Annotated in this window: 16 protein-coding genes and 1 pseudogene; 7 read left to right on the forward strand and 10 right to left on the reverse strand. The window is 59.0% G+C overall.

Features of this window, described 5'->3' with window-relative positions; translation table 11 throughout:
* Window positions 1-162 precede the first annotated feature (162 nt).
* From PSH88_RS17645 to PSH88_RS17660, 4 genes are all read right to left on the reverse strand, one after another.
* The gene (locus PSH88_RS17645; protein WP_305421763.1) at window positions 163-1464 is read right to left on the reverse strand and encodes a transposase; all 1302 of its coding nucleotides are present in this window, start codon (window positions 1462-1464) and stop codon (window positions 163-165) included.
* 421 nt (window positions 1465-1885) lie between these two features.
* On the reverse strand, window positions 1886-3169 hold the full coding sequence (locus PSH88_RS17650; RefSeq protein ID WP_305421764.1) for an NAD(P)/FAD-dependent oxidoreductase: 1284 nt from the start codon (window positions 3167-3169) through the stop codon (window positions 1886-1888).
* 52 nt (window positions 3170-3221) lie between these two features.
* Entirely contained in the window at window positions 3222-4712 is a 1491-nt protein-coding gene (locus PSH88_RS17655) for an aldehyde dehydrogenase (protein ID WP_305421765.1), read from the reverse strand.
* 209 nt (window positions 4713-4921) lie between these two features.
* Complete coding sequence (locus PSH88_RS17660; protein ID WP_050681361.1) at window positions 4922-6298, reverse strand: glutamine synthetase family protein; 1377 nt, start codon at window positions 6296-6298, stop codon at window positions 4922-4924.
* A gap of 279 nt (window positions 6299-6577) precedes the next feature.
* Here PSH88_RS17660 and PSH88_RS17665 point away from each other — a divergent pair.
* The 5 genes and pseudogenes from PSH88_RS17665 to PSH88_RS17685 all read left to right on the forward strand — a co-directional run bounded on the left by PSH88_RS17665 (window position 6578) and on the right by PSH88_RS17685 (window position 11951).
* Window positions 6578-7339 (forward strand): annotated as a pseudogene (locus PSH88_RS17665) (gamma-glutamyl-gamma-aminobutyrate hydrolase family protein).
* Between the two features lie 369 nt (window positions 7340-7708).
* Complete coding sequence (gene potA / locus PSH88_RS17670) at window positions 7709-8851, forward strand: polyamine ABC transporter ATP-binding protein (RefSeq protein ID WP_030128944.1); 1143 nt, start codon at window positions 7709-7711, stop codon at window positions 8849-8851.
* A 29-nt stretch (window positions 8852-8880) separates the two neighbouring features.
* Window positions 8881-9762, forward strand: coding sequence for an ABC transporter permease subunit (locus PSH88_RS17675; RefSeq protein WP_305427017.1), 882 nt, complete (start codon window positions 8881-8883; stop codon window positions 9760-9762).
* Window positions 9759-10643 carry an ABC transporter permease subunit gene (locus PSH88_RS17680; protein ID WP_305421766.1) on the forward strand — a complete coding sequence of 295 codons (885 nt, stop codon included), beginning with the start codon at window positions 9759-9761 and terminating at the stop codon, window positions 10641-10643. Before PSH88_RS17675 ends, PSH88_RS17680 begins: the two co-directional genes overlap by 4 nt.
* A 210-nt stretch (window positions 10644-10853) precedes the next feature.
* Window positions 10854-11951 carry a polyamine ABC transporter substrate-binding protein gene (locus PSH88_RS17685; RefSeq protein ID WP_305421767.1) on the forward strand — a complete coding sequence of 366 codons (1098 nt, stop codon included), beginning with the start codon at window positions 10854-10856 and terminating at the stop codon, window positions 11949-11951.
* A gap of 410 nt (window positions 11952-12361) precedes the next feature.
* Here the strand turns inward: PSH88_RS17685 and thpR are convergent, their stop codons facing one another.
* On the reverse strand, window positions 12362-12901 hold the full coding sequence (gene thpR, locus PSH88_RS17690) for an RNA 2',3'-cyclic phosphodiesterase (RefSeq protein WP_305421768.1): 540 nt from the start codon (window positions 12899-12901) through the stop codon (window positions 12362-12364).
* A gap of 126 nt (window positions 12902-13027) precedes the next feature.
* Between thpR and PSH88_RS17695 the strand changes: the two genes are divergently transcribed.
* Window positions 13028-13222, forward strand: coding sequence for a hypothetical protein (locus PSH88_RS17695; RefSeq protein WP_305421769.1), 195 nt, complete (start codon window positions 13028-13030; stop codon window positions 13220-13222).
* Between the two features lie 13 nt (window positions 13223-13235).
* Here PSH88_RS17695 and PSH88_RS17700 read toward each other — a convergent pair whose 3' ends face one another.
* Both PSH88_RS17700 and PSH88_RS17705 read right to left on the reverse strand, forming a co-directional pair.
* Window positions 13236-13589 (reverse strand): DUF1428 domain-containing protein, encoded by a 354-nt coding sequence (locus PSH88_RS17700; protein WP_305421770.1) that lies wholly within the window; start codon window positions 13587-13589, stop codon window positions 13236-13238.
* 16 nt (window positions 13590-13605) lie between these two features.
* On the reverse strand, window positions 13606-14763 hold the full coding sequence (locus tag PSH88_RS17705) for a hypothetical protein (RefSeq protein WP_305421771.1): 1158 nt from the start codon (window positions 14761-14763) through the stop codon (window positions 13606-13608).
* Window positions 14764-15107: 344 nt separating this feature from the next.
* Here PSH88_RS17705 and PSH88_RS17710 point away from each other — a divergent pair, with 344 nt between their 5' ends.
* The gene (locus PSH88_RS17710) at window positions 15108-15377 is read left to right on the forward strand and encodes a hypothetical protein (RefSeq protein ID WP_305421772.1); all 270 of its coding nucleotides are present in this window, start codon (window positions 15108-15110) and stop codon (window positions 15375-15377) included.
* Here the strand turns inward: PSH88_RS17710 and PSH88_RS17715 are convergent.
* From PSH88_RS17715 to PSH88_RS17725, 3 genes are all read right to left on the reverse strand, one after another.
* Window positions 15338-15928, reverse strand: a complete 591-nt coding sequence (locus PSH88_RS17715; RefSeq protein ID WP_305421773.1) for an MGH1-like glycoside hydrolase domain-containing protein — start codon at window positions 15926-15928, stop codon at window positions 15338-15340. The two genes, PSH88_RS17710 and PSH88_RS17715, sit on opposite strands and share 40 nt — an antisense overlap.
* Window positions 15882-16271, reverse strand: coding sequence for a glycosyltransferase (locus tag PSH88_RS17720; RefSeq protein ID WP_305421774.1), 390 nt, complete (start codon window positions 16269-16271; stop codon window positions 15882-15884). The genes PSH88_RS17715 and PSH88_RS17720 overlap by 47 nt, the downstream gene beginning before the upstream one ends.
* A gap of 307 nt (window positions 16272-16578) precedes the next feature.
* Complete coding sequence (locus tag PSH88_RS17725; RefSeq protein WP_305421775.1) at window positions 16579-17211, reverse strand: Vgb family protein; 633 nt, start codon at window positions 17209-17211, stop codon at window positions 16579-16581.
* Window positions 17212-17219 lie beyond the last annotated feature (8 nt).

A 17219-nucleotide genomic window follows, 5' to 3' on the forward strand; every position in this document is an offset into this window, starting at 1 on the left:
CTCAGCAGGTTCGATAAACGGCAGATAAATCAAATAGGTGAATGATAGTCGTCCGTCCATGTACGAAACCTGTGAGAGCGGGCTTGCCCGCGATGGCGGTGTGTCAGGCGACATCAATGTTGACTGTGCTGCCCTCATCGCGGCATAGGTATCTACACATCTCTAAAGTCTTCGGCTGGCCACCCAGCCGATGGCCTCTTTAGCAAAACCCGCCAGTTCCTGGGGCGTGTATTGCTCCAATGTCTCGCACATGGCCAAAAGCATGTATAAACCGGCCAGCAGCGCGGAAGCCGTCACCGGCTGCGAGCGCTTCATCTGTCGACCAGACAGACGGACCAAAAAATCCCGTGTTTGCTCAGCAAACTCCCCCTCTGCCCGCATCAGACGCCAACTGACCGCACACGCCTGACTGGCAATCAGCAGCCGTTTGAACACGGCTTCACCGCTTTCTTGCTGCCAGTTTTCCAGCTGCTGCCCGCCACCTTTGAGCAGTTTGAAGTAGGACTCAATACGCCAGCGCCAGTAATACCAGAGCGCCAATCGTTCACCCGCGACCTCTTGTTCAAGGTTGCTCAGCAAATACCATTCGGCCAGCAAATGACCGTCCGCCCCCATGATTCGGCTAACGATCAACCGCGCCGGTAATGGCTCCCCAGACTTATGCCGTGTCTTGCGTTCGGTCCTGTCTTTGAGAAACGGCTGAGCTTTGCGAGTCAGTACGACTGAGGTTTCCCCGACCCATTGAATCGCAGGCTTGCCTTTGTATTCAACCTTGCGGGTTTCTTTGTAAATGAGCCCATTGCCGATCTGGCTTAGCGGCTGATATTGGCCTTCATAACTCGCTGTAGAGCCCGCTTTTACACGTAACAGCCAGTTCCAGTTCTCAGCTTGCCACTGCCTCATGTGAGCCACAGAGTCAGCTTCTCGATCCACAATATGGACCAGAGGCTTGGCAAATTTTTGTTGCTCCAACCAAGCAATACGAGCGGTTAGCTCATCCAGATGTTTTTCAGGAACCAGCACTTCTTCGGCTCGCGTGCTGAGCACGCCGTCCCTGGTCGCTAGATTCTGAGCAGGAGTACAGATCGGTGCACCGTCACGATCCGTGACGAGCAGGCTGCTTTGCAGCTCGTAACCGATGTCGCCCCGGTGGGTCATTTGCAGGCGATCAGCCTTGCTGTGGTGGTGCATGTAATTGAGCCGAGACCAATCATGCATGACCAGCGCGTAATCATCGCAGTCATCTCGACAACCCTCGTGGGCTAACGCCAGCAGCGGTTTAACCAGGTCAACGGGCCGAACCCGGTCATTGCTCAAAAATCGCCAAAGGGCTTGCGTCTGTGCAAAAGCCTTGTCGCTTCGCGGCAAGGCTTTCATCCCGGCGGCCAGCGCCGGTAGTCCATTACTGTGTCCCATGACTAACTCGTCGTATCGTTTTGTCAGTCGGGCATCTAGCCCGGTCATTTGATATCCATGCCGTCCCTTTATAGACCAGGATCGGGAGATGTGTAGATACCTATGCTCATCGCGGGCAAGCCCGCTCCCACAGTGGTCGGTGTTGTTCGCAAAATTTGTATGTCGCCAATCCCCTTGTGAGAGCGAGCCTGCTCGCGATGGCGGTGTGTCGGGCGACATCGATGGCGGCTGATATGACCTCATCGCGAGCAGGCTCGCTCCCAGTTTGGTCCCGGTTGACCACCCATTTGGTGTGTTCGGCCTGGATCCCTGTGGGAGCGGGCTTGCCCGCGATGGCGGTGTGTCAGGCGATATCAATGTTGACTGTGCTGCCCTCTTCGCAAGCCCGCTCCCACAGGGGTTGCGGTGCCCTGCCATGACTGGCATTGGCCGGCGGCACATTTTTGGGGGGCCGCCGGTAAGGTTTTACTTAGATCCCGAACCGATCGCGCAGCGCGTAATACGCGGCGCCCATGGCGGTGAGTGGGGCCTGGAAGGTGCGGCCGCCGAGCATGGGCATATGCGGGAGCGAGGCGAAAGCATCGAAGCGTTCGGCGTCGCCGCGGATCATTTCCGAGATGAGCTTGCCGGCCAGGTGTGAGCAGGTGACGCCGTGGCCGCTGTAGCCTTGCATGTAGTAGGCGTTTTTCTCGATGCGGCCGAATTGCGGCATGCGGGACATGGTCAGCAGGAAGTTGCCGGTCCAGCGGTAGTCGATTTTTACGTCCTTCAATTGCGGGAAGGTTTTGAGGATTTTTGGTTTGATCAGTTGTTCGATGTCGTCGGGCTCGCGGGCGCCGTAGACCACGCCGCCACCGTACAGCAGGCGGTTGTCAGCGGTGAGGCGGTAGTAGTCGAGCAGGTAGTTGCAGTCTTCGACGCAGTAGTTGTTGGTGATCAGGCTGCGGGCGACACGTTCGGACAGCGGCTCGGTGACGACGATTTGCGAACCGCAGGGCATGCTTTTGCGCGTGACGCGGTTGTCGAGGTCTTGAGGCAGGTAGGCGTTGCCGGCGATCAGCAGGTATTTGGCCCGCACCACGCCTTTGGCGGTGCGCACGGTGATCGGTTCGCCGTAGGTGATTTCCACGGCGGCGGATTGTTCGTAGATTTTGCCGCCCAGGCTGATAATCGCGGCGGCTTCGCCGAGGGCCAGGTTCAGCGGGTGGATGTGGCCGCCCTGCATGTCGAGCAGGCCGCCGACGTAGTTGTCGCAACCCACTTCGCGCTTGATGTCAGCCGCGTCGAGCATTCTCAGGTTTTTATTGCCATAGCGTTCCCAACTATTCTTCTGCTCGGCCAGGCCGTTGAGTTGTTTTTTGTTCAGCGCTGCGAAGATGCCGCCGGGGCGATAGTCGCATTTGATGTCGTACTCTTTGATGCGCGAACGGATGATGTCGGCGCCTTCGAAGATCATGCTGCCGAGCACTTCGGCGGTTTTGTCGCCGTAGCGTTCTTCGATCACATCGACGTCGCGGCTGTAGGAGTTGACCAGTTGACCACCATTGCGACCGCTGGCGCCGAAGCCGACTTTGGCGGCTTCCAGTACGGTGACGCTGTAGCCCGCTTCGCTGAGGAACAGCGCCGAGGACAGACCGGTGTAGCCGGCGCCGATCACGCAGACGTCGCACTCCACCAGTTCTTCAAGAATCGGGAAGTCGGCCGTGTGATTGCGGGTCGCGGCGTAGTAGCTGTTTACATGGGTTTGTTTCATACGTTTCTCCGAGGGCCGCCGGCATGTGCCGGCGACCGCCGCTGTAAAAGTGTTAGAGCTTGATCCAGGTCGCTTTGAGTTCGGTGTACTTGTCGAACGCGTGCAGCGATTTGTCCCGACCGTTACCCGACTGTTTGAACCCGCCGAACGGCGCGGTCATGTCGCCGCCGTCGTACTGGTTGACCCAGACGCTGCCGGCGCGCAAGCCGCGAGCGAAGGTGTGGGCCTTGCTGAGATTGCTGGTCCATACGCCGGCGGCCAGACCGAAGATGCTGTCGTTGGCGATCTGCAGGGCTTCTTCCGCGGTGTCGAAGGTGATCAGCGACAGCACCGGGCCGAAGATTTCTTCCCGGGCGATGGTCATGGCGTTGGTCACGCCGTCGAATATCGCCGGTTCCACGTACAGGCCACCGGTGTCTGCGAGGGTACGATTGCCGCCAGCAATTAATTGCGCGCCCTGGTCTTTGCCGATCTGGATGTAGCGCAGCACGTTCTCCAGTTGGCGCTGGTCGACGACTGCGCCAACAGTGGTTTCAGGATCGAGGGCATGGCCGGGTTTCCAGGCTTGCAGTGCTTCCACCAGCAGTGGAATGAATTGCTCGCGAATCGAACGCTCCACCAGCAGACGCGAGCCAGCGGTGCAGACTTCGCCCTGGTTGAAGGCGATCGCACTGGCCGCCGCTTTAGCGGCTGCACGCAAGTCTGGCGCATCGGCGAACACCACGTTCGGGCTCTTGCCGCCCGCTTCCAGCCAGACGCGTTTCATGTTGCTTTGCCCGGCGTAAATCAGCAGTTGCTTGGCAATCGCGGTCGAGCCGGTGAAGGCCAGCACGTCGACGTCCATGTGCAACGCCAACGCCTTGCCGACGGTGTGACCGAAGCCTGGCAGGACGTTGAACACGCCTTTGGGGATGCCGGCGTCGAGGGCCAGTTGCGCAATGCGAATGGCCGTCAGCGGTGACTTTTCCGAAGGTTTGAGAATGAACGAGTTGCCTGCCGCGAGGGCCGGGGCGAACTTCCAGCTGGCCATGATCAGCGGGAAATTCCACGGCACGATAGCAGCGACCACGCCTGTCGGTTCTCGGGTGATGAGGCCAAGTTGGTCGTGCGGTGTGGCGGCGACTTCGTCGTAGATTTTGTCGATGGCCTCGGCGCTCCAGCGGATCGCGTTGGCGGTCGCTGGGATGTCGATGCTCATGGAATCGCTGATCGGTTTGCCCATGTCGAGGGTTTCCAGCAGCGCCAGTTCTTCCTGGTTGGCGAGGATCAAGTCCGCGAAGCGAATCAAAATGCGCTTGCGTTCTGCGGGTGCCAACCGCGCCCAGATACCGGATTCGAATGTGCGGCGCGCGACGGCGACTGCCGCGTTGGCGTCGGCTTCGTCGGTGCTGGCGATGTTCGCCAGGAAGCGGCCGTCGACCGGGCTGATGCATTCGAACGTATCGCCGCTGAGTGCCGGGCGGTATTGGCCGTCGATGAATGCGCGGCCTTCTAGTGTGAGGGACTGGAAGCGTTGTTCCCAGTCGCTGCGAGTGTTTGTCATGGTTGTGACTCTACGCAGAGGAATAAATGATCGTTGACCAACTAAAGATTTGAAATGCGATCTCTGTGGGAGCGGGCTTGCCCGCAATTGCGGTGTATCAGGCGCCATTAATGTTGGCTGTGATTACGCCATCGCGGGCAAGCCCGCTCCCACAGGGGGTGGTGGTGTACACACGATTTGTGTACACCCACATTTCATCCTTGAGCCCATCAAACCGTGTGCAAGTACCAGTTGTACTCAAGGTCCGAGATGGAGTTTTCGAACTCGGCCAGCTCGCTTTCCTTGCACGCCACGAACACGTCGATGTACAGCGGGTCGATGTAGCGCGCCATGACTTCGCTGTCGTCCAGCTCGCGCAGCGCATCGCGCAGGTTGTTCGGCAGGCTTTGCTCGTTCTGCTCGTAGCTGTTGCCTTCGACCGGGGCGCCCGGTTCGATTTCGTTGGTCAGGCCGTGGTGAATACCGGCCAGTACCGACGCCATCAGCAGGTACGGGTTGGCATCGGCGCCGGCGACTCGGTGTTCGATGCGCACGGCATCTGCCGAACCGGTGGGCACACGTACCGCAACGGTACGGTTGTCGATGCCCCAGCTTGGCGAGTTCGGTACGTAGAACTGCGCGCCAAAACGGCGGTACGAGTTGACGTTCGGGCACAGGAACGCCATCTGCGCCGGCAGGGTCTCGAGCACACCGCCGATCGCGTGACGCAGTGCGGCGTTCTGCTCGGGATCCTCGCTGGCAAAGATGTTGTTGCCTTCTTTGTCGAGAATCGAAATGTGCACGTGCAAACCGTTGCCCGCCTGGCCCGGATACGGCTTGGCCATGAAGGTGGTGTCCATCTCGTGGTCGTAGGCGATGTTCTTCACCAGACGCTTGAGCAACACCGCGTAGTCGCAGGCCTTTATCGGGTCAGAGACGTGATGCAGGTTTACTTCGAATTGCGCCGGGGCGCTTTCCTTGACGATGGCGTCGGCAGGAATGCCCTGCTCTTTCGCGCCTTCGAGGATGTCTTGCAGGCAGTCAACGTATTCATCCAGATCATCGATCAGATACACCTGAGTAGAGTGCGGACGTTTGCCGGACACCGGCGAGCGTGGCGACTGCGGACGACCGTTCACGTTGTCCTGGTCGATCAGATAGAACTCCAGTTCGAACGCTGCGCAAATGGTCAGGCCCATGTCATCGAACTTGCTCACCACCTGACGCAACACTTCGCGCGGGTCAGCGAAGAACGGCTGGCCTTCGAGTTCGTGCATGGTCATTAACAGCTGCGCGGTCGGGCGCTTCTGCCAGGGTTCGATGCTGAGGGTATTGGGGATGGGGAAGCAGATGCGATCCGAGTCGCCGATGTCCAGACCCAGGCCGGTGCTTTCCACCGTAGAGCCGTTGATGTCCAGAGCAAACAGTGACGCCGGGAGGTTAATGCCTTTTTCGTAAACCTTATGAAGACTGGTGCGTTCGATGCGCTTGCCGCGCACCACACCGTTCATATCCGCAATCAGAAGGTCGACGTACAAAACCTCAGGATATTTCTTAAGGAATGCGTTTGCTTCGTTGAGTTGAACGGCACGCAGAGGGACCGACATGATGCACCTATTAGCTGTTAATTATTATGTTCACTTCACGCTCGAGAGCCAGTCAACCCGAACGGCAAAGTGAAGTCAATAGCGAACACCTGGCCTTTCAGCCTTTATTTTCTGGCCTTTTTTGGACACCAGAGTGCCAGATAAGGCTTGCACACCGCGTAGATCCTCAGCATCGGATGTCCGGCGTTTAGAATTTTTTACATGAGAGTTGTTAATTAAAATCAACAAGGCTAAGCTCCGGAAAAGCTCGTTCAAGTGTGAAACTTCGAGGTGATAAAAATGGCATTCAAGCCATTGATCGGCGTTACTGCGTGCATCAAACAGATTGGCCTGCACCCCTACCACGTCAGCGGCGACAAGTATTTGCGTGCTGTCAGCGTCGCGGCTTTGGGGTTGCCAGTGGTCATTCCTTCCTTAGGCGACCTGACCGAAATCGATGACCTGCTCGCGCAGCTCGACGGTCTGTTGCTGACCGGCTCGCCCTCGAATGTGGAACCCTTCCACTATCAAGGCCCGGCCAGTGCCCCCGGTACGGATCACGATCCGCAACGGGACGCCACCACCCTGCCCTTATTGCGCGCAGCCATTGCCGCCGGTATTCCGGTGCTCGGCATCTGCCGGGGCTTTCAGGAAATGAACGTGGCGTTCGGCGGCAGCCTGCATCAGAAGGTGCACGAACTGCCCGGCTACCTCGATCACCGCTAAGCGGATCACCCGGACCTGTCAGTGCAATACGCGCCTGCTCATGCGGTCAACGTGCAGCGAGGTGGTGTGTTTGAAGCGCTGGATTTGCCGCAGGTGTTCCAGGTGAACTCGATTCACAGCCAGGGCATCGACCGGCTCGCTCCCGGCCTGCGCGCTGAAGCTGTCGCACCGGATGGTTTGATCGAGGCAATTTCCGTCGAGCACAGCAAGGCCTTCGCCGTTGGCGTGCAATGGCACCCGGAATGGCAAGTGCTTTCGAATCCTCCTTATTTGAGTATTTTCCAGGCGTTTGGCGAGGCGTGCCGGCAACGGGCGGCGCTGCGTAATACGCGCTGACTTCAAACAGCATTCAACGATTTAACTGCCCCCGTGAGTCTGGCGGGCGTGCCTTTGCGCGCCGGTCGTTCACGTAATAGATGAACCGCAATAACAACAAGTACGACCAGGCAGCCAGGATGGCGGTGCCGAATAAGCCCGCGGTATGGGCAATGCCAGTCAGGCAAGCGCAAATCCCTGTGAGAGCGGGCTTGCCCGCGAAAGCGGTGTGTCAGGTATCGATGATTTCAACGACACACCGCCATCGCGGGCAAGCCCGCTCCCACAGGGGAATCAGTGCTCCTACAGGCATCGCCCGACCCGGGTTTGCAATCCACTCTTAAGTCAGGCCGCGTTGGCCCGACGACTGAAACCTGTTGGGAGTTTCATATGGCAAACGCCTCCAGCATCTACAGGAAGGCTCTTGAAGGTCACCAGGCACCGAAAAAGGTGTTGGTGAAAGTCGACCGCGTCACCAAGAAATTCGACGAAACCACCGCCGTGGACGATGTGTCCCTGGAGATCCATCAAGGGGAAATCTTCGCCCTGCTCGGCGGTTCCGGCTCGGGTAAATCGACGCTGCTGCGCATGCTCGCCGGCTTCGAACGCCCGACCGAAGGGCGGATTCTGCTCGACGGTGTCGACATCACCGACATGCCGCCGTACGAACGGCCGATCAACATGATGTTCCAGTCCTACGCACTGTTCCCGCACATGACGGTGGCGCAGAACATCGCCTTCGGTCTCAAGCAGGACCGTTTGCCCGCCAGCGAAATCGACGCCCGTGTCGAAGAAATGCTGCGGCTGGTGCACATGACCCAGTACGCCAAACGCAAACCCCATCAGTTGTCCGGCGGCCAGCGTCAGCGTGTGGCACTGGCGCGTTCATTGGCCAAGCGTCCTAAGCTGTTGTTGCTCGACGAACCGATGGGGGCACTGGATAAAAAGCTGCGCTCGCAGATGCAACTGGAGTTGGTGGAGATCATCGAGCGCGTCGGCGTGACCTGCGTGATGGTGACCCACGATCAGGAAGAAGCCATGACCATGGCCGAACGCATCGCGATCATGCACCTGGGCTGGATCGCTCAGATCGGCAGCCCGGTCGACATCTACGAAGCGCCGGTCAGCCGCATGGTCTGTGAGTTCATCGGCAACGTGAACGCCTTCGACGGAACCGTGGTCGAGGATCTGGAAGGTCACGCGATCATTCACAGCCCGGATCTGCAACAGAAGATTTACGTCGGCCACGGCGTGAGCACCTCGGTGCAGGACAAGTCGATCACCTACGCCATCCGCCCGGAAAAAATGCTGGTCAGCACCCTCAAGCCCGAAACCCGTTACAACTGGTCCGAAGGCAAGGTGCATGACATCGCCTACCTCGGCGGCCACTCGGTGTTTTACGTGGAGTTGCCCGGCGGCAAGATCGTCCAGTCGTTCATGGCCAACGCCGAACGCCGCGGTGCGCGCCCGACCTGGGACGATCAGGTCTACGTGTGGTGGGAAGACGACAGCGGCGTGGTACTGCGCTCATGAGAAACTTCAATCAGCAGTTCCTGCGCCTGGTGCCCAGTGGCCGCAAACTGGTCATCGGCATTCCGTTCCTGTGGCTGTGCCTGTTTTTCCTGTTGCCGTTCTTCCTGGTGATGAAGATCAGCTTCTCGGAAGCGGCGCTGGCCATTCCTCCTTACTCCGAGATCTACACCTTCGCCGAGCAGAAATTCCAGCTGTTGCTGAACCTCGGCAACTACTCGCTGCTGACCGAAGATGAGTTGTACATCTCGGCTTACTTCGGCTCGTTGAAGGTCGCGTTTTTAAGCACACTGATGTGCCTGGTGATCGGTTTCCCGATGGCCTACGCGATCACCAAGGCCAACAAGGAAACGCAGAACGTTCTGCTGCTGTTGATCATGATGCCGACCTGGACCGCGATCCTGATCCGCGTTTATGCGTGGATGGGCATTCTCAGCAACAACGGGTTGCTCAATGCATTCCTGATGTGGACCGGGCTCACGTCTCAGCCGATCGAGATCCTCAACACCAACATCGCCGTGTACATCGGGGTGGTTTACGCGTACCTGCCGTTCATGGTGTTGCCGCTTTACGCCAACCTGGTCAAGCACGATGGAAGTCTGCTGGAAGCCGCGTCGGACCTGGGCTCGAGCAACTTCAACAACTTCTGGAAAATCACCGTGCCGCTGGCCAAGAACGGGATCATCGCCGGTTGCATGCTGGTGTTCATTCCCGTGGTCGGTGAGTTCGTGATTCCGGAACTGCTGGGTGGCCCGGAAACCCTGATGATCGGCCGCGTGCTGTGGCAGGAGTTCTTCAACAACCGCGACTGGCCGGTGGCGTCCGCCCTGGCGGTGGTGATGCTGGCGATCCTGATTGTGCCGATTCTGCTGTTCAACCGTAGCCAGGCCAAAGAGATGGAGGGACGGGGATGAAACGCTTCGGATTTTCAAAGTTCATGCTGATTTTCGGCCTGTCGTTTATCTACCTGCCGATGCTGATTCTGGTGATCTACTCGTTCAACGCTTCGAAACTGGTGACGGTGTGGGGCGGTTGGTCGGTGAAGTGGTATGTCGGCCTGCTCGACAACTCGCAATTGATGGGCTCGGTGGTGCGCTCGCTGGAAATCGCCTGCTACACCGCGATTGCGGCGGTAGCGCTGGGCACCCTCGCCGCTTTCGTGCTCACCCGCGTGACGCGCTTCAAGGGTCGTACGCTGTTTGGTGGTCTGGTGACGGCGCCGCTGGTGATGCCGGAAGTGATCACCGGTCTGTCGCTGTTGCTGCTGTTCGTGGCCATGGCGCAGTTGATCGGCTGGCCGCAGGAGCGTGGTTTGGTGACGATCTGGATCGCTCACACCACGTTCTGTGCAGCGTATGTGGCGGTGGTCGTGTCGGCGCGCTTGCGTGAGCTGGACCTGTCGATTGAAGAAGCGGCGATGGACTTGGGTGCGCGTCCGTTCAAGGTGTTCTTTCTGATCACCATTCCGATGATCGCGCCGTCGCTGGCGGCGGGCGGCATGATGTCGTTTGCTCTGTCGCTGGATGATCTGGTGTTGGCGAGTTTCGTCTCTGGCCCCGGCTCGACGACGCTGCCGATGGAAGTGTTTTCGGCGGTGCGTCTGGGCGTGAAGCCTGAGATCAATGCCGTGGCCAGTCTGATTCTGCTGGCGGTGTCGCTGGTGACGTTCCTGGTCTGGTACTTCAGCCGCAAGGCCGAAGCCACGCGCAAACGGGCGATCCAGGAAGCGATGGACCAGACCGCCAGCGAGTCCTGGCAGCAACCGAAAAAGAAAATGGCAGAAGCGACGGCCTAGTGCCACTAATGTTCAGTTAAGTGAGCACCCTCCTGTGGCGAGCGAGCTTGCTCGCGCTTGAGTGCGCAGCACTCACAAAATAGGCAAAGGTTGCCAGAATTTTGGGGGCCGCTACGCAGCCCAGCGGGAGCAAGCTCCCTCGCCACAGGTTTTGTGTTCACTGCACTTTTGCTTTGCGTATTTGAATAAAAAGAAAATGGAGTTGTACCGATGAAAATGTTTGGCAGGACTCTGCTGACACTGTCCTTATTGGGCGCGATGGCTACCGGTGCCCAGGCCAATGACAAGGTATTGCGCGTCTACAACTGGTCGGATTACATCGCCCCGGACACGGTCAAGAAGTTCGAGGACGAGACCGGCATCCGCGTGACCTACGATGTGTTCGACAGTAATGAAACCCTTGAGGCACGCTTGCTGGCCGGTAAATCCGGCTACGACATTGTGGTGCCGTCCAACAGTTTCCTGGCCAAGCAGATCAAGGCCGGCGTGTATCAGCCGCTGGATAAATCGAAGTTGCCGAACTGGAAAAACCTCAACCCGGTACTGCTGAAAAACGCCTCTGCCAGCGATCCTGACAATGGCCACGCTTTCCCGTACATGTGGGGTTCGATCGGCATCGGTTACAACCCGGCCAAGGTCAAGGAAGTGCTGGGCACTGATGCGCCGGTGAATTCCTGGGACTTGCTGTTCAAACCGGAAAACGCCGCGAAGCTCAAAGCCTGCGGCATCAGTTTCCTCGATTCGCCGACAGAAATGCTCCCCGCCGCCCTGCACTATCTGGGCTACCCGGTGAACTCCCAGGACAAGGCGCAGATCGCCGAAGCCGAAGCGCTGTTCATGAAGATTCGCCCGTCGGTGGCTTATTTCCATTCGTCGAAGTACATCTCCGACCTGGCTAACGGCAACATCTGCGTCGCCGTCGGTTACTCCGGCGACGTGCTGCAAGCCAAGGCCCGCGCCCAGGAAGCTGGCGACAAGGTGAAAATCGAATACAGCATCCCGAAAGAAGGTGCCGGCAGCTTTTACGACATGGTCGCCATCCCACGGGACGCGGCCAACGTCGACAACGCCTACCTGTTCATGAACTTCCTGATGCGCCCGGACATCATCGCCGAAGTCACCAACAGCGTCGGCTACAGCAACGCCAACGCGGCGGCCACGCCGTTGGTGGATGAAGCCATTCGCGACGACCCGGGTTCCTACCCGCCGCAAGCGGTGATGGCGACGTTGTATGCGATTCCAGATATGCCGATTGCTACACAGAGGGTGATGACCCGGGGCTGGACGCGGGTGAAGCTCGGTAAGTGATTCACGATCGAACACAAAATATCTGACTACCACGGACCAAAATGTGGGAGCGGGCTTGCTCGCGAAGGCGCCATCACATTCAACATCATTGGTGACTGACCCACCGCTTTCGCGGGCAAGCCCGCTCCCACAGGTATCTGCTTCGATCAAAGGATTTGTGAACGACACTGATCACTGTGGGAGCGGGCTTGCCCGCGATGGCGGTCGTGTAGTCAACATGGAATCCGGCTCCCACAGGGGTGATGTATCGGATACAAAATATTTGAGCACCACAGACCAATGCAGGACCGAGGTGTTCTCTCCTTTTCCGTTCACGCAGCGCCTTACCACCGCTGCACTCCTCTCTAAAGAACGGCTTCACCTGGCTTCCTCGGTTAAGGTGAACTTCAGGCGCCCTCGGGCGCCTTTTTTTATGCCGAGACCAGCGGCCATTCGGCCAGCGCCCGGTACCGGCCTTTATGGGATTCGAACAAGGTGAAGCGGTCAGCACGCAGGAAAAACTCTGGCGGCGTAGCGGATTCGGGGACCGGCGCCCGGTAGTCGCGCATCAGGGTCAAATGCGGGCGAAATTCCCGGCGGGTGTCTTCAAAGCCGAACGGCAACATGGCCTGCTCCAGCGCATACACCAACTGCAGCAACTGCGGTTCTGCCTGCGCGGGCGCCAGCAACAGAACCCCGGAGCGACGCCAGACTTCCAGACGATCAAGCACAACCGTCAACGGCACGCCGGGCATCCGCACATTGGCGGCGGCCTCGCAGACGCCCGCTATCTGCGCCATCCCCACCGTGCCGAGAAACAGCAGCGTCAGATGAAAGTTCTCCGCCGGCACCGGGCGCCCGACGTTGAGCGCCAGCGCGCCGCGCCATTGTGCGATGGCCCGGCGTTGTTCGGGGGCGCAGTTCAGGGCGAAGAACAGCCGCTTGAACGGCTCGCGGGATTCATCGCTCATGTCTGCCACCTCAAGGCTTCGGGGACCCTTTGATTTTACAAAGGGATACCACGCCAGCAAGTGCATTTCTGGCACCTGCCGACATGCGCGTTATAGTTGAAGCAACCGAATCGACGGGAGGGCGCCATGCGTCAGATCATCAGTAAAGAGCCATGGTGGGCCGTGCCACCGAAGCCCGGCCAGGATGAGTTCGAGCTGGAATGGGGCTGGCTGGTTCACTACAACGAAGGTGAGCCGCGCTTCGAGTTCATCAAAGAGCGACCGTCGGACAGCGAAATTCGTAATCGCAAAAGCTGCAGGACCACCCCGACGCCGGAATGACCCTGCTGCCACTTCAGGCTTTGACGAGCATCTCGAAACCGCCAAATATCGCCCGCTGGCCGTCGAACGGCATCGGATTGACGTCTGGTTGCATCCGCGGATCGCTCATGAGTTTCGCCATCCCGGCATCACGGGTAGCCTTGTCGGGCCAGACGATCCAGGAAAACACCACGGTTTCGTCTTCCTTGAGTTTTACCGCCATGGGGAACGAAGTCACTTTGCCATCGGGCACGTCATCGCCCCAGCATTCGGCGAGGCTGAGTGCACCGTTTTCCTTGAAGATCGCGGCGGCGGATTGCGCGTGTTGCTTGAATTTTTCGCGGTTGGCGGTGGGTACTGCAGCGACGAAGCCATCGACATAAGCCATGATCGTTCTCCTCGGGTTATGGGGTGATCCGCTGGGTAGTCGAATCAACGTGGCTAAAATCGACAGATCCCGCGTTCTGATCGACCGACGGCTCGACTTGCTGTTCAACCGGCTGTTCAACTGGCTGTCCGACTGAATGTTCAACTGACTGTTCAACTGACTGTTCCACTGATTCTTCAACTGGCTGTTCGATGGTGGCGGCCAGGCTGCCCTCGATCTGCCTGGCCATGTACAGCGTTCCGGCCATGACGCCGGTGGCGGGGTTATTCACCAGCTTCACCCATGCCTTGTCGAATGAATTGCCCAGACTGCTGCGAATCAGTGCCTCGCTATCGGGCCGGTCGTTGGCCTGAATAATCGCGCGCACCCCCGCCACACCCAAGGAAATCAACGCCCCGGCCGCCTTCCCTGCCACAGCCGCCACCGCGCTGGCCGCCCCTCGGGGGGCCATTTCGGCTTGTATTCGCTTACTGGCACGCTTGGCCACCGGCGCCATGCCGGCGTCCGTCGCAGCAATGCCCTTCTCGCCGCCCGCCGTGTGGATCTTCTCGATCAGCGCCAGGTAGGCCGGTAATTTGCTCAGTTCGGCATGCACCACCTGGTACAGCGAAGCGTCACGGGTGGACGGTGGGCCCAGCGAAATAGCCGGAATTTTCTGGACACGACTGTTGAGCTGCGCCATGGGCACGCCATGACGCTTGGAAATAACGTCGAGTTGCTGACCCATCAGCTGCACATAAAACTCTGTCGCCTGGCCGAGGATCGCGTCGGGATCGATCTCCACCGCCACTGGTTCCAGCACCCGCCGGTGATATTGCTCCAGCAGATAGGCCGCCAGGCGTTGGGTCGTTGCATCCTGCTCGTCCCCGGCATTGATGGTGTACCAGCTGACTTTCATCGACAGCCATTCCTGGGTCCAGTAGCTGCTGAACCAGGGGATGAAGACTTCTTCGGTCTGCTGGTAAACCCGCGTGCGCCAGTGCTCCATGGACCCGCGGGCGTAGACCCTGGCCTGTTCGGTGGCCTGTTGCGAAGCGGCGACAATCTCCCGGTCCACCTGCTGCCAGGTGCTCTGGGACACCACCACCGGCACCACGATTACCGGGACAGGCGTGGGCGTGGCGCATCCCGCCAATATCACTAACACAGCGACGATCAGCGAACGCAGGTTCAAGATCGCGGCGTCCTACGGACTTCGCCGAACGGAGTGTTCGACGCTAAAAAGCGTACTGATTTGAGTATAGGTCGGGGGCGGGGGCCGTCCGTCAGATGAATGGATGGCGCCCTCAAGACCACCGAAGATCGCCACCATCATTCACATCAATATTCACCATCGCCGCGAATGCCTTCCGCAAAAAAACCGTCAGGTGCAGGATTAATCCCATCCCAATCAAACCCCGCACCGGAGGGGCAAATCATGTTGATCCATCTCCTGACCTGCCTGGCCCTGACGGCCGTCACCCTGACCCTGTTTTCCCGCTTCGTACTGGATATCGGTCAAACCCAGGAGCCGAAATCATGATTCACTCCGTCAGCCTAGCCGTGAGCTTCCCGGTGTTCGACAGCAACTATTATTCGCAGCAAGTCGTGTCTCGCAAAGCAGTCGCGCTGGTATTCGACGAGCACTTCGAGGCCTTGCTGATGCCGGCAGCAACCAACCACTTCAGTAACGAAGTGGTTGGGCTCAACGATCAGTTCCGCTTTTTGAATGATGTGCTGGTTGAGCATCTGCTGGAGACTGAAATGGCTCAGCATTGGTCACGGTCGGGACAAGCGTTCACCTTCTGACACGCTGGCGTCCATCTTCCTGACTGGTACTCAAGATCCGCACCGGGCCCTGACGATTGAGAACCTCGATCATGACGTTTTCCCCCGAGCGCCTGAGCATCAAGTCCACAGATTCCCCCCCCCACAGCCAAACGCCGCAAGGCGATGGTGTCCAGAAACGCCGGGAGCACCGGTTCGTCGAACAGGATGTTGAACTTCCTCGGACTGAAGCTCATCCCCAGACATGACTGAATCATCGAAGCCTGGGAAGACGCGACAGTGCGCACGCCCCAGCCAGATAAGGATGAGCGGTCCATCAGGGCGCTGACGACCGATGCCGCGCGTTCCGGGTAAGCGACGCCCGCGAACAGGGCATGACCGGCATTGGAGGTACGGATTCGACAAGGCTTCTTGTTGCCGTCCAGAGCCAATACATAAGTACCCAGCTCTTCGTCGAAAAAGTGCGTATCGAATTCTTCGCGCAAGCGTTGAGCCTTGTATTTCAGGCGCTGGGCCCGCTCCGGCTCACCCAGCCGACGGGCGATTTTGGCGGCACCGGTCCAGACGCCCATGAAGCGTGGTCACGCTGCGCCCGGCCAAGTGTCGAATCAACGGAAAATGGAAGATATCGACATGAAAATGCATCACGTCGAATTGATCCGCCTGCCGCAGGACTTGATCAAGCATCAGGATGTGATGAGGCGCCCCGTCCTTGATGCGTGGATCGAACCGCAGGGCCTGGTGCGCGCCTGACTCCAGACGTGCCGAGGTTTGCGAATCGCCGCTGGCGAAGAGCGTGACATCATGGCCCTGGCGCACCAGTTCTTCGGTCAGGTAAGACACGATCCGCTCAGTGCCACCGTACAAACGGGGCGGACAACGTTCGGTGAGCGGCGCGATCTGAGCGATCCTCATGGAGAGGCCCTCCGTTATGGGGTCGAAGGATAATGGCCTCCAGCACCTCGGCGTTTCCTCTCGTTCAGCTCTGGTGGCCCTGTCCTCGATTGACGGTACGCCTGCTGCAACAGTTCCATCCGGTTATACGACCTAATCCTGTAGCCGCTAACTTTCCGCCATAAGTTATACACCCCGGGGCTCACCGGTCGCCGCTCTCAAGACTTCTGAGCAACTGGCCCAGACCATCGGCAAAACAGGTCGGCTCCGTGCACCGAAAACGTTCGAGCAAACGCTGGTTATCGGCCCGGACTTGCACCGCAAAGGCTTATTCAGGCCGGCGCACCGCCCTCACCTTCCCGCTGTTGCCGCCGCCACAGAAAAACCGGTCGTGGCCATCGAACTCGAGCCCCGACACCCCGATGCCAGCTGGCATCTGGACGCTCTCCAGCACCTCGCCCGTGGCCGGATCGACTCGCCGCAACTCACTCTCGTCACTTTCCCAGGTGCCGTGCCACAGATCGCCCTCGACCCAGGTCACCCCGGTGACGAAGCGGTTGGATTCAAGGGTGCGCAGCACTGCCCCGGTCTGGGGATCGACCTGATGAATCTTGCGCTCGCGATATTCGCCGACCCAGAGCGTCCCTTCGGCCCATGCAAGCCCCGAGTCACCGCCGCCGCCGGGCGCGGGGATGGTGGAGAGCACACGTCCGGTCTGCGGGTCGATTTTCTGGATGCGATCCTCGGCGATCTGAAACAGGTGCTGACCGTCGAAGGCTGTACCGGCATGGGCCGCGACATCGATCGAGCGCAGCGTCTTGCCACTCGCGGGGTCAAGGGCGTTGAGTTTGTCGCCGGAGGCAAACCAGACGCGCTGACCGTCATGGGTAACGCCATGCACGCTGTCGACGCCTGGAAAGGGTCCGTATTCGCGGATAATTTGGGCTGTTGAATGTTTCATGTCTTGCT

The organism is Pseudomonas wuhanensis (assembly GCF_030687395.1).
Lineage (GTDB): Bacteria > Pseudomonadota > Gammaproteobacteria > Pseudomonadales > Pseudomonadaceae > Aquipseudomonas > Aquipseudomonas wuhanensis.

What these genes read in the sequence shown, in the direction of transcription:
- thpR (WP_305421768.1), bottom strand. Translation starts at nt 12,901, where the DNA reads ATGAGCGATGAATCCCGCGAGCCGTTCAAGCGGCTGTTCTTCGCCCTG.
- PSH88_RS17680 (WP_305421766.1), top strand. Translation starts at nt 9,759, where the DNA reads ATGAAACGCTTCGGATTTTCAAAGTTCATGCTGATTTTCGGCCTGTCG.
- PSH88_RS17685 (WP_305421767.1), top strand. Translation starts at nt 10,854, where the DNA reads ATGAAAATGTTTGGCAGGACTCTGCTGACACTGTCCTTATTGGGCGCG.
- potA (WP_030128944.1), top strand. Translation starts at nt 7,709, where the DNA reads ATGGCAAACGCCTCCAGCATCTACAGGAAGGCTCTTGAAGGTCACCAG.
- PSH88_RS17655 (WP_305421765.1), bottom strand. Translation starts at nt 4,712, where the DNA reads ATGACAAACACTCGCAGCGACTGGGAACAACGCTTCCAGTCCCTCACA.
- PSH88_RS17700 (WP_305421770.1), bottom strand. Translation starts at nt 13,589, where the DNA reads ATGGCTTATGTCGATGGCTTCGTCGCTGCAGTACCCACCGCCAACCGC.
- PSH88_RS17660 (WP_050681361.1), bottom strand. Translation starts at nt 6,298, where the DNA reads ATGTCGGTCCCTCTGCGTGCCGTTCAACTCAACGAAGCAAACGCATTC.
- PSH88_RS17695 (WP_305421769.1), top strand. Translation starts at nt 13,028, where the DNA reads ATGCGTCAGATCATCAGTAAAGAGCCATGGTGGGCCGTGCCACCGAAG.
- PSH88_RS17650 (WP_305421764.1), bottom strand. Translation starts at nt 3,169, where the DNA reads ATGAAACAAACCCATGTAAACAGCTACTACGCCGCGACCCGCAATCAC.
- PSH88_RS17645 (WP_305421763.1), bottom strand. Translation starts at nt 1,464, where the DNA reads ATGACCGGGCTAGATGCCCGACTGACAAAACGATACGACGAGTTAGTC.
- PSH88_RS17720 (WP_305421774.1), bottom strand. Translation starts at nt 16,271, where the DNA reads ATGAGGATCGCTCAGATCGCGCCGCTCACCGAACGTTGTCCGCCCCGT.
- PSH88_RS17725 (WP_305421775.1), bottom strand. Translation starts at nt 17,211, where the DNA reads ATGAAACATTCAACAGCCCAAATTATCCGCGAATACGGACCCTTTCCA.
- PSH88_RS17715 (WP_305421773.1), bottom strand. Translation starts at nt 15,928, where the DNA reads ATGGGCGTCTGGACCGGTGCCGCCAAAATCGCCCGTCGGCTGGGTGAG.
- PSH88_RS17710 (WP_305421772.1), top strand. Translation starts at nt 15,108, where the DNA reads ATGATTCACTCCGTCAGCCTAGCCGTGAGCTTCCCGGTGTTCGACAGC.